This window comes from uncultured Aquincola sp. (assembly GCF_964001545.1).
Taxonomy (GTDB): Bacteria; Pseudomonadota; Gammaproteobacteria; order Burkholderiales; family Burkholderiaceae_C; genus Aquincola.
In genome coordinates, this window is sequence record NZ_CAXFDV010000873.1 from 1 (window position 1) to 9,892 (window position 9,892).

Below are 9,892 nucleotides of genomic sequence, written 5' to 3' on the forward strand. Positions count from 1 at the left end.
GCCGACTTCATCCGCAGCGAAATCGCCCGCACCGCCAAGATCGTGAAGGCGGCCAGGATCACGCTGGACTGAAGGCCATGGTCGGGACCACCACGGGCATCGTCGACTGCCACTTCCACGTCATCGCGCCGCTGGATCAGGCGCCGATGGCCGCGGGCCGCAGCTACACCCCCGCACCCGCGCCGGTGGCCGATTGGCGCGCCACGCTGGCCCCGCTGGGGGTCACGCAGGGCGTGGTGGTGCAACCCAGCTTCTACGGCGCCGACAACCGGGTGCTGCTGGATGCGCTGGCGCAGGCGCCGGGCACGTTGGTGGGCATCGCCGCGGTTGCCGCCGACGTGCCCGACGCTGAACTCGATCGCCTGGCTGCTGCGGGCGTTCGCGGCGTGCGCCTGGCCCACTTCGCACCGGGCGACCCACGCGCCATGGGTGGCTTCGTGAACTGGCCAGCGTTCGACGCTCTGGAGCCGCGCCTGGCCGAACGCGGGCTGCACCTGCAGCTGTTCACCGACAGCCGCCTGCTGCCCGACCTGGCGCCGCGCCTGCGCCGCGCGCGTGTGCCCGTGGTCATCGACCACATGGGCCGCACGCCGGCCTCGCTGGGCGTGGCCCATGAGGGCCTCCAGGCGCTGGCCGGCCTGATGCGCGACGCCAACGTCTGGGTCAAGCTGTCGGGCATCGCCAACGTGTCGGACGCAGGCCCGCACTACGAAGACGTCCGGCCGATCCACGAAGCCCTGCTGAACGCGGCCCCCGACCGCCTGGTGTGGGGCTCGGATTGGCCGCACACCAAGCCCGCGGGCGAACGGCCCGGCACCGCCACGCTGATGCAGCTGTTCCGGCAGTGGACGCCGCAGGACCTGTGGCATCGCATCGGGTGGGCCAACGCGGTGCAGCTGTACCGGCTGCCGGCGGGTTGAGCCAGCTATCCGGCGAACCAGCCCCACGGACGCTTGCTGATCGCCACCGACACGATCCACCCTGCCGTGGCCAGTGCCGCCAGCCAGGCCGGGCCTGCCTCAGCAGCTGGCGCCCGAGGCCAGGGTCTGCAGCTCGTCGGGCTGCAGGATGCGGATCTCGCGCTGGTCCACCGCCACCACGCCGTCCTTGCGCAGCTTGGCGAAGGTGCGGCTCACGGTCTCGATCGTCATGCCCAGGTAGTTGCCGATCTCTTCGCGGCTCATGCGCAGCAGCATGTCGGCCGGCGCAAAGCCGCGCGCCTGCAGACGCTTGGCCAGGCTCAGCAAAAAGGCCGCCAGCCGCTGCTCGGCGCGCATGCCGCCCAGCATCAGCATCACGCCCTGCTCGCGCACGATCTCGCGGCTCATCACCCGGTGCACGCGGCGCTGCAGCTCGGCCGATTGGCGCGAGGCGTCTTCCAGCTCGGCGAAGGGGATGACGCAGATCTGCGAATCCTCCAGCGCGCTGGCGGTGGCGCTGTGTTCGCCGGTGCCGATGCCGTCCATGCCCAGCAGCTCGCCGGTGGTCTGGAAGCCGGTGATCTGCTCACGGCCTTCGGGCGTGGTGATGCTGGTCTTGAAGAAGCCCGCCCGCACCGCGAACAAGGAGGTGAAGCGGTCGCCGGCGCTGAAGGCCGTGGCACCGCGCAGCACGCTGCGCCGCTCGCTGATGGCGTCGTCCAGCCGCGCCATGTCTTCGGCCGACAGGCCCACCGGCAGGCACAGCTCGCGCAGGTTGCAGTGCGAGCAGGCCACCTGCGCGCGTGAACTCGAGGCTGTGGACATGGCTTGCTCCGGGACGACGACAACGACACCGAGCGTATCGCGCCCCGGCGCAGGCGCACCAGCGGGAATGCGCCGTGAATCCGGCTGTGTTGCCTGCCTGGGCCCGCCTTACTCGCGCGCCCGCGTTATTCGCGCACCCGCGTCACCACCAGCGCCGGGTCGGCGGCAATCTCCGCCTCGGTGAAAGGCATGCGCAGCCACTGCCCGGTGGCGTAGCGCCGGGTGTAGTCGGCGTAGTGGGGCGAAGCCGGATCGTCCGACAGCGAGAAGGTGAGGAAGGTGTGCGCCTGCACCCCGCCCGGCTGGAAGGCCACGATCTGCATGTAGCTGTTGCCGTTGGGGTCTTCGTCCATCGAATAGCCGCCCTGCTCGATGCGCTTTTCGGAGCAGGCGATGGTGAAGTAGCCATTGGCGCCGCAGCCGCCGTAAAGGCCGATGCGCTCGCCGTTGCGGGTGGCAAACAGCACCTGGCTGCGCGGCGCATCCACCGCAAAGCCGCTTTGCTGCACCCGGTACACCGCGGCCGCGAAGGCCTGGCGCAGCGCCGTGGGGTCGGTGGTGTTGAGGCCACGCGGCGTGTTCAGCGGATCGGCCGCGCTGAAGGGCACGGTGTAGAGCTGCGTGGCGGGCAGGCGCTGCGCGCGGCTCATGAACTCGTCCCACACATGCGTGCCGCGTGCATCGGTGGTGCCGCGGCCGTTCCAGGCGGCCAGCGTGCTGCAGGCCAGGGCCACGTCCACGTTCACCGCCGGGCTGATGGCCGTGCCCGTCAACGGGTCGGCCGACAGGGTGATGGGCGCGGCCGGGCTGCCGCTGCACACCGCCGTCAGCGCCGCGTCCTTGAACAGCTCGGCCGTCAACACCCGGCTGTCCAGCGTCATCTGCTGCAGCACCTCGGGCGTGGCCTTTTTGCCGGCATAACCGTCGGTGCCGGCCAGGCGGCGCTGCACCATCAGGTGGCCCAGGCGCGTGCGCAGCGACTGGGCCTGCGTGCCGGCGGGGCCGATGATGTCGGGGTAGCCCGTCAAGGGCTCGGCGGGGTTGGCCAGCCAGTAGCTGTCGTTCATGTTGGCCACGTAGTCGCGCCGCAGCAGCGAAGGCATGCGCGAAGCGCCGATGGCCCCGGGCTGGCGAGAGTCGGCGTCGGTCTGCCATTCGCAGGCGGCGCGCGAGCCGTCGAAGAACGGCACCCGCGGCAACGCCGCCGCCACCGCCTGGCCGAAGGGCGTGGTGCAGCTGGCCACCTGCTGCGGCGACACATTGGGCATGGCGCCGATGTCGGCATACCAGGCGCGTGCATCGCCACGGCCCACCGCCACGGTGTTGACCCACGGAATGGCCGCCTCTTCGCGCTGGATCTGCGCAAAGGCTTCCAGCGATTCGGCCTGCGACCAGCGCATCCAGTTGCGGAAGGTGCGATAGTTGCCCGCGTTGATGTCGCGCATCGCAAAGGCGGTGCTGCCGCTCCATGCCAGCGCCGGGTTGAGCGAGGCCAGGTTGACCAGCGGCCCGTACTCCGAGGTGTAGAGCGTGCGCGTGACGTCGCTCAGCGTGCCATCGGCCGCGCGGCTTTGCACGGTGATGCTGCGCGCCGCCATCGGCACCTTCACGCCGTCCTTCAGGTAGGCGGTGGGCTCACCGGGCGCCAGCGTGAGCTGGAAGAAACCAAAGCGCCGTGCGGTGCTGACGGTGTGGCTCCAGGCCACGTTGTCGTTGAAGCCGATCAGCACCAGCGGCACGCCCAGGAACGAGGCACCACTGACGTTGACCTTGCCCGGGATGGTGAGCTGCGCCTGGTAGAAGCGGTCGGGCCCGCGCCAGTACCAGTGCGGGTTGCCCAGCAGCAGCGGCACGTCGCTGGCATCGGCGCCGAAGCCGAACATGTTGCTGCCCACGCCTTCTTCGCCGCCCACCTGCAGCGGCAGCTGGGCGAAGGCGCTGGCGATGTCCTGCCGCTGCCGGCGGCTGAGCGCGGCCACCTTGGCCGGTGCCGCGCCGGGCGTGGCCGCCGCGGGCGCGATGGCGTTGGCGATCTGCGGCACGAAGTTGCTGTAGCCGCCCGCGAAGTTGGTGGCATACAGCCGGCGGTAGAGGTCGTCGGTGGTGGCCGGCTGCAGCCAGCCGGCGCTGGCGCAGGCCGCATGACCGCTGGCCTTGCCGGCCTTGAGGTCGGCCACCTGGCGGTTGTAGCCGGCCACGAAGCCTTCGATCAGCTCGCTCACGTCGCCGGGTTGCGCGGCGCGAAAGGCGGCCACGGCGTCGGCCGACAGCACATGGCGGTGGAAGAAGTCGGCATCCAGGTTGCGCGGCCGGCCGGCGGTGCCGCTGCTGCTCAGCAGCGCATCGGGGCCGAACCAGCGTGAGCGTTCACCGCGGTAGGTGACGAAGCTTTCGGCGATGGTGCACAGGTTGTCCTGCGCCTGCGCCAGCCCGAAGCCGTAGCCCAGGCTGCCCCAGTTGTCCGCCTTGATGTGCGGCACGCCCATGGTGGTGCGCCGGATCTCGGCGCTGTACCTGGCGTTGTCGCCGTCGCTGCCGCCGAAGCAGCCGGCCAGCAGGCCGATGGCCGTGACCAGCAACAGGCCCCGGCCCGCCTGCGAACGATGCAACGCCACGAACTTCTCTTGCGTCATCTGCGACCCTTCGCACCGGCGGGGGCCGGTGGCGCAGGCCATGCTAAGCAAAAGCAAGCGCCTGCGATCTTGGTAGTGACGCGGGGGTGCCGCCCGGGCCGTGCAGCCGCGATAGAGTGGCCGCATGACCTGGTTGGAGCAACAACTGCGGCAGCTGCTGCCGCGCGCCCCTGAGCGCCTGCTGCAGCAGTTGGCCCGGCGGGCCCGGGCCCACACCCTGGACAAGTCGCAGGTGCTGCTGCCTGCCGGCACACGCTGGCAGCACCTGTGGTGGGTGGAGCAGGGGGCGCTGCGGCTGTACTACATCGACCGCCAGGGGGCCGAGGCCAACAAGAACTTCATGTTCGAGGGCCAGTGCCTGTGGCCGGTGACGCCGCGGCTGCGCGATGAGCCGGTGGACTTCTTCGTTGCGGCGCTGGAGCCCACGCGGGTGCAGGCCTTGCCCATGGCCGATGTGCAGGACCTGCTGGCCGACCAGCCCGACTGGGCGGCGCTGCAGCTGCGCGCGCTGCAACAGCTGCTCGATGAAAAGCTGTGGCGCGAGCATCTGTTCCTGCAGTGCACACCGGCCCAACGTTACCTGGCCTTGCGCGCGGCACGCCCTGCATGGTACGAGCGGCTGCCGCTGCGTCAGCAGGCGGCCTGGCTGGGCATCACCGACGTGTCCTTGTCGCGCCTGCGCAGCCGCCTGGGCCTGCGTGAGGCCGCAGCCCTGCCGGCCGACACTTAACCGCTGTTAAGGCCTTGCAGCCTGCGTCCGGCCACAGTGCCGGCATGCACACCTCCGATCCGCGCCTGGTCCGCCTGTCTCTTGCCTGCCAGGTGATGGCCGTCTTCAGCCTGGGCTGGATGGCCGGCTTCTTCGCCACCTACAGCGGCAACGTGAGCCCGGCCCTGGCAGGACTGGACGGCGCCACTTATGCGGTGGTGCAGTCGACGCTCAACCGCCATGTGCGGCATGCCGCCTTCTTCGCCAGCTTCTTCCTGCCGCCGCTGTGGTGCGCGCTGGCGCTGCTGGCCGGCTGGCGGGGGCGCGGCGCATGGGGCGGGTGCCTGCTGGCGGCGGCGCTGCTGTATGCGCTGGGCATCGTGCTGTTCACGCGGCAGGTCAACCTGCCGCTCAACGCCTACACCGAATCGTGGTCGCCGCAGCAGCTGCCGGCCGACTGGGCGCTGGTGCGTGCACGCTGGAACCTGGCCAACCATGCGCGCACGGCGGTCAGTGCGCTGGCCTTCCTGCTGGCCATCGTCTCGCTGGCCTGCCGCCGGGCGGGGGGGCGGGGTCAGTCCCGCCGGGCCGCCCCAAGGGACTGAAGCCCCCGTGGGGGGTAGCGAGCGCAGCGAGCTTGGGGGCTAGTTTCAATCTGAGGTGATGCCACGGGCCTTGACGATGCCGCGGAAGAGGCGCGCTTCGGCCTGCACCGTGGCCTTGTAGGCGGCAGGGGTCAGCGGCACCGCATCGGCGCCCAGCTCGGCAAAGCGGCGCTGCGTTTCGGGCAGGGCAAGGGCCTTGTTGAGTTCGCGATTGAACAGATCCACCGCCGCCGCCGGCAGGCCGGCCGGCGCATAGACGCCGAAGCGGGTGTCGGCCACCACGTCGGCATAGCCCAGTTCCTCGAAGGTGGGAATGGACGGTGCGCTGTTGCTGCGCTGGCGGCTGGCCACCGCCAGCACCTTGAGCTTGCCGGCCTTCATCGATGGCAGCACCGTGCCCGGGGCAAACGCAAAGTCCACCTGCCCGGCCATCACGTCCTGGATGGCGGGCGCCGCGCCGCGGTAGGGCACATGCGCGGCGGTGATGCCGGCCGCCTGCTTGAACAACTCGCCGGCCAGGTGCGGCGTGGTGCCCACGCCAGCCGAGCCGTAGCTCAGCGTGTCGGGGTGGGCCTTGGCATGAGCCACCAGCTCCTTGAGCGTGTTCACCGGCAGGCCGGGCCGCGCGATCAGGAACAGCAGCGAATTGGCCAGCTGGCCCACCGGCTGCAGGTCCTTGTCGAAGTCCACCGGCATGCGGCTGAACATGGCGGGGTTGACCGACTCGGTGGTGGAGGTGGTCACCAGCAGGCTGTGGCCGTCCTTGCCATTGGCCACCACCTCGCTGGCGGCCAGGTTGCCGGCGGCGCCGGCGCGGTTGTCCACGATCAGCGTCTGGCCCAGCGCCGCGGCCAGCGTGGGCTGTACCACGCGGCACATCACGTCGGCCAGCCCGCCCGGCGGAAAGGCCACCACCAGCCGCAGCGGCTTGTTCGGCCAGGCCGACGTCTGCGCCCAGGCGGGCAGGGTGGTGGCCAGACCGGCCAGCAGCAGCTGGCGGCGCGACAGGGCAGGCAGGGCGGGGCGCATGGGCATCCTCGGTGAACGGCAGGTGCCACCGATGGTGCGCAGACCTCACCAGCGCCGCTGTCCAGCCACGGCGCCGGCTGTCCGCTTTGCGCGGGTTTGTGGGGGCTGCTGGTGGCTCTACGATGCGGCATGCCCGCCTCAACGCTTGTCTTGCGTCCCGCCACCACCGACGATGCCCCGGCCATCGCCGCGCTGCTGCGCCCGCTGGCGCAGGCCTTCGTCGTCGATTCACGGCCGGACGCGGCGGCGCCCTTCTGGGCATCGGTGGATGAAGCGGCGCAGCGGCGCTACATCGCGGCCGAGCGCTACCGGTACACCGTGGCGCTGGAGCCCGGCGGCTCGCTGGCCGGCTTCATCGCCCTGCGCGATGGGCGGCACCTCTTCCACCTGTTCGTGGCGCCGGCCTGGCAGCGGCAAGGGCTGGCCACGCGCTTGTGGCAGCTGGCGAGCGTGCAGGCGCTGGCTGCGCCGGGGCTGCCCCCGCCCGCGGTGTTCACGCTCAATGCCTCACTGCCGGCGGTGGGCTTTTACCAGCGGCTGGGCTTCATCACGGAAGGCGATGCGGTCACTGCCAACGGCATTCGTTTCCAGCCGATGCGGCTGACCGCGTCTGCGCCGGCCTGACTTACCGCAACCCCGGCCGCGGCCGGTAGCGCCGGGCTTGCCAGGTCAGCAGGGCGCCCAGCACGGCCGCCAGGCCGATGAGGGCGTAAACCGCGCGGGAGGCCAGGCTGCCCTCGCCCAGCAGCTGGGCCACCAGGTCGATGCCGAAGAGGCCCACCAGGCCCCAGTTCAGGCCGCCGGCGATCAGCAGCAGCGCGATGGCCGAGGCCAGCAGGGTGCCGGTGCCGCGCGGCACGACCTCGGCGTTGGGCGTCTGGTCGGGCAGCGGCTCGCGGCCTTGGGGCGGGTGCAGGGGCATGGCGGACGCAGGCGGCTGTTCAGGCCACTGCTTCAGGCCACCAAGCTCGGGGCGACTTCGCCACGGGCAGCAGGCGCCGCGCCCGCCGCCGCCGTGCTGCGCGCCACGTGCGGCGCCAGCAGCTCGCGGATGGTCTGCACCGTGTCGTCCCACGACATGCGCCAGACGGTGGTCAGCATCTCCGAGACGCGGCGCTCGCGCGCTTCGTCGGTCTCGTTCAAGGCCGCTTCGCAGGCCGCGATGAACTGCGGTGTCGAATGCGCCACGCGCACCACGTCGCCGTACAGCACCTGCACGTCGTGAACGGCGGTGCTTACCACCGGCTTTTCGCCGGCCATGTATTCCAGCGTCTTGGTGGGGCTGATGAAGCGGGTGGATTCGTTCAGCGCAAAGGGCAGCAGGCACACGTCCCACGCGGCCACCAGGTAAGGCAGCACCGCATACGGCTGCATGCCCAGCCAATGGATGTTGGGCAGGCGCGGCAGGCTGGCGGGATCGATCTTGACCACGGGGCCCACCATCACCAGCTGCCAGTCGGGGCGCGCCTGCGCCACCGCCTGCACCAGGTCGATGTCCAGCCGCTCGTCGATCACGCCGTAGAAGCCCAGGCGGGGCGTGGCGATGCCTGTGTGCAGCTGACGGGTGACTTCGGCCTCGGCGCTGTTCGGCAGCAGCCGGGCCGGCGAGAAGTGGGCGGGGTCCACCGCGCTGGGCAGGCAGTGCACGCTGGGGTGCTGGTCGCGCCGCGCCTCGTACAGCGAAGGGCCGCCGGTGAGCACCAGGTCGGCCCGCTGGATCAGCGCCGCTTCACGCTGGCGCAGGGCCGGTGGCGCGCCGCGGAAGGCCGAGAGTTCGTCCATGCAGTCGTACACCACCGCGGCCGGCGACAGCTGCGCCAGCAGCGGCAAGGCCATGGGGGTGTAGAACCAGACGATGGGCTGGGCGATGCCTTCGGCCGCCAGCCACTGTTGCACCAGCGGGCCCAGCACCGCCAGCTGCTCGTCGGCAAAGCCCGGCGCCTGCACCGGGGTGGTGGGCACCAGCACTTCCACACCGGGCATGGCTTGCCGTGCTTCCAGCCGCGGCGGGCCTTCGCCGGCCACCGGCTCTTCGACAAACACTACGCGGTGGTCGCGGGCCAGCCGCGACAGCAGCTGCTGCGGGCGCTGGAAGACGAAGCCCCAGCGCAGGTGGGAAAAAACGAGGAGTGTGGGCATGTCGGCTTTCAGGGGATGGGGGAGTTGTTGCTGGCAGCGGCGCAGGGCCGCGACGCAGGCGGGGTCGGGCAGCCGGCGCCAGCGCGGCGATGCGGACGAGGGCGGCACCACGTCGAACAGGCCGCTGCGGTGCCAATCCTGCGTGTGAGTCCAGTCGGTGCGGTCGATCAGCGGGTACAGACACAGGCCCAGCAAGGGCACGCCGGCGCGCAGTGCGGCAGCGGCCTGGTCGCTCATGTCCTGCAGCCACTCGGCGCGGCCGGCCCCCACGTGGCTGGTCTCGGCGATCACCAGCGGGCGGCCGTAGCGTTCCCAGGCGTCCTGCAGCAGCAGCGCCGGTGGGCGCCGTCGCGGGTCGCGCAGGTGCCAGGCCAGGCGTTCTTCGGTGCCCACCTCCCACTGGCCGCTGTGGTAATGGTTGGCGCCCAGCAGGTCCAGCAGCTCAGGCCGGCCGCCCAGCTCGGGCTCCAGGCGGCCGGCGATCAGGTCCCACACCTGCCACTGGTAGCTGGCCACCTGGCGGGCCAGCGGTGCCAGCTCAGGCTGCCCCACGGGCGCCGCCACATGCACCAGCGGTTCCACATGCAGGAAGCGGCAGCGCGGGTCGACCTGGCGCATGGCCTGCATCGCGCCGATGGCGGCCCGCACCAGCCGGCGCTTGACCTCGTAGCCGCTGCGCTGGCTGCCGGGGCCGGTGCCTTCGGGGTCGCCGCGATACGGCCACACCAGGTTGGTTTCCGACACCGCCCAGGCCAGAAAGCCGATCTCGTTGACGGGCGTGTACACCGGCGCCTCGCCGGCCGGGGTGTAGGGCGCCAGCACCCGCGCCACCTCGGCCGCAAAGACCGGCAGCCGCTGCACGATGCGGTCGTCGAACAGGTCCACGCCCGGCGCGGTGCCGTAGTGCATCACCGTCCACAGCACCTGCACGCCGTGGCGCCGGGCGGCTTCGGCCACCTGGATCACGCGGCTGAAGTCGAAGCGGCCGGCCTCGGGTTCGCACAGGCGCCAGCCGATGCTCTCGCGCACGCA

At 71.3% G+C, this 9,892-nt stretch carries 9 protein-coding genes; 4 read left to right on the top strand and 5 right to left on the bottom strand.

Annotated features, from left to right (window positions below; genetic code table 11):
• The first annotated feature begins 77 nt into the window (after positions 1-77).
• Positions 78-920, top strand: a complete 843-nt coding sequence (locus ABNT58_RS29945) for an amidohydrolase family protein (RefSeq protein WP_348756994.1) — start codon at positions 78-80, stop codon at positions 918-920.
• Positions 921-1,019: 99 nt separating this feature from the next.
• Here the strand turns inward: ABNT58_RS29945 and fnr are convergent, their stop codons facing one another.
• Positions 1,020-1,745: a fumarate/nitrate reduction transcriptional regulator Fnr gene (gene fnr / locus ABNT58_RS29950; protein WP_348756995.1), complete on the bottom strand. Its 726-nt coding sequence runs from the start codon at positions 1,743-1,745 to the stop codon at positions 1,020-1,022.
• 125 nt (positions 1,746-1,870) lie between these two features.
• Positions 1,871-4,378 carry a penicillin acylase family protein gene (locus tag ABNT58_RS29955; RefSeq protein ID WP_348756996.1) on the bottom strand — a complete coding sequence of 836 codons (2,508 nt, stop codon included), beginning with the start codon at positions 4,376-4,378 and terminating at the stop codon, positions 1,871-1,873.
• 124 nt (positions 4,379-4,502) lie between these two features.
• Between ABNT58_RS29955 and ABNT58_RS29960 the strand changes: the two genes are divergently transcribed.
• Together ABNT58_RS29960 and ABNT58_RS29965 are read left to right on the top strand one after the other, a co-directional pair.
• Positions 4,503-5,108: a cyclic nucleotide-binding domain-containing protein gene (locus ABNT58_RS29960; RefSeq protein ID WP_348756997.1), complete on the top strand. Its 606-nt coding sequence runs from the start codon at positions 4,503-4,505 to the stop codon at positions 5,106-5,108.
• 44 nt (positions 5,109-5,152) lie between these two features.
• On the top strand, positions 5,153-5,692 hold the full coding sequence (locus ABNT58_RS29965; RefSeq protein ID WP_348756998.1) for a DUF1772 domain-containing protein: 540 nt from the start codon (positions 5,153-5,155) through the stop codon (positions 5,690-5,692).
• A gap of 45 nt (positions 5,693-5,737) precedes the next feature.
• Here the strand turns inward: ABNT58_RS29965 and ABNT58_RS29970 are convergent, their stop codons facing one another.
• Positions 5,738-6,721: a tripartite tricarboxylate transporter substrate binding protein gene (locus ABNT58_RS29970; protein ID WP_348756999.1), complete on the bottom strand. Its 984-nt coding sequence runs from the start codon at positions 6,719-6,721 to the stop codon at positions 5,738-5,740.
• A gap of 150 nt (positions 6,722-6,871) precedes the next feature.
• On the opposite strand from ABNT58_RS29970, the gene ABNT58_RS29975 reads away from it, so the two are divergent.
• A complete protein-coding gene (locus ABNT58_RS29975; protein WP_348757000.1) occupies positions 6,872-7,345 on the top strand; it encodes a GNAT family N-acetyltransferase in 474 nt (157 codons plus the stop codon).
• 1 nt (position 7,346) lies between these two features.
• Here the strand turns inward: ABNT58_RS29975 and ABNT58_RS29980 are convergent, their stop codons facing one another.
• Together ABNT58_RS29980 and ABNT58_RS29985 are read right to left on the bottom strand one after the other, a co-directional pair.
• Positions 7,347-7,643, bottom strand: coding sequence for a DUF378 domain-containing protein (locus ABNT58_RS29980; RefSeq protein ID WP_348757001.1), 297 nt, complete (start codon positions 7,641-7,643; stop codon positions 7,347-7,349).
• A gap of 32 nt (positions 7,644-7,675) precedes the next feature.
• On the bottom strand, positions 7,676-9,892 hold a 2,217-nt coding region (locus ABNT58_RS29985; RefSeq protein ID WP_348757002.1), incomplete at its 5' end, for a glycosyltransferase.

What these genes read in the sequence shown, in the direction of transcription:
- ABNT58_RS29945 (WP_348756994.1), top strand. Translation starts at nt 78, where the DNA reads ATGGTCGGGACCACCACGGGCATCGTCGACTGCCACTTCCACGTCATC.
- fnr (WP_348756995.1), bottom strand. Translation starts at nt 1,745, where the DNA reads ATGTCCACAGCCTCGAGTTCACGCGCGCAGGTGGCCTGCTCGCACTGC.
- ABNT58_RS29955 (WP_348756996.1), bottom strand. Translation starts at nt 4,378, where the DNA reads ATGACGCAAGAGAAGTTCGTGGCGTTGCATCGTTCGCAGGCGGGCCGG.
- ABNT58_RS29960 (WP_348756997.1), top strand. Translation starts at nt 4,503, where the DNA reads ATGACCTGGTTGGAGCAACAACTGCGGCAGCTGCTGCCGCGCGCCCCT.
- ABNT58_RS29965 (WP_348756998.1), top strand. Translation starts at nt 5,153, where the DNA reads ATGCACACCTCCGATCCGCGCCTGGTCCGCCTGTCTCTTGCCTGCCAG.
- ABNT58_RS29970 (WP_348756999.1), bottom strand. Translation starts at nt 6,721, where the DNA reads ATGCGCCCCGCCCTGCCTGCCCTGTCGCGCCGCCAGCTGCTGCTGGCC.
- ABNT58_RS29980 (WP_348757001.1), bottom strand. Translation starts at nt 7,643, where the DNA reads ATGCCCCTGCACCCGCCCCAAGGCCGCGAGCCGCTGCCCGACCAGACG.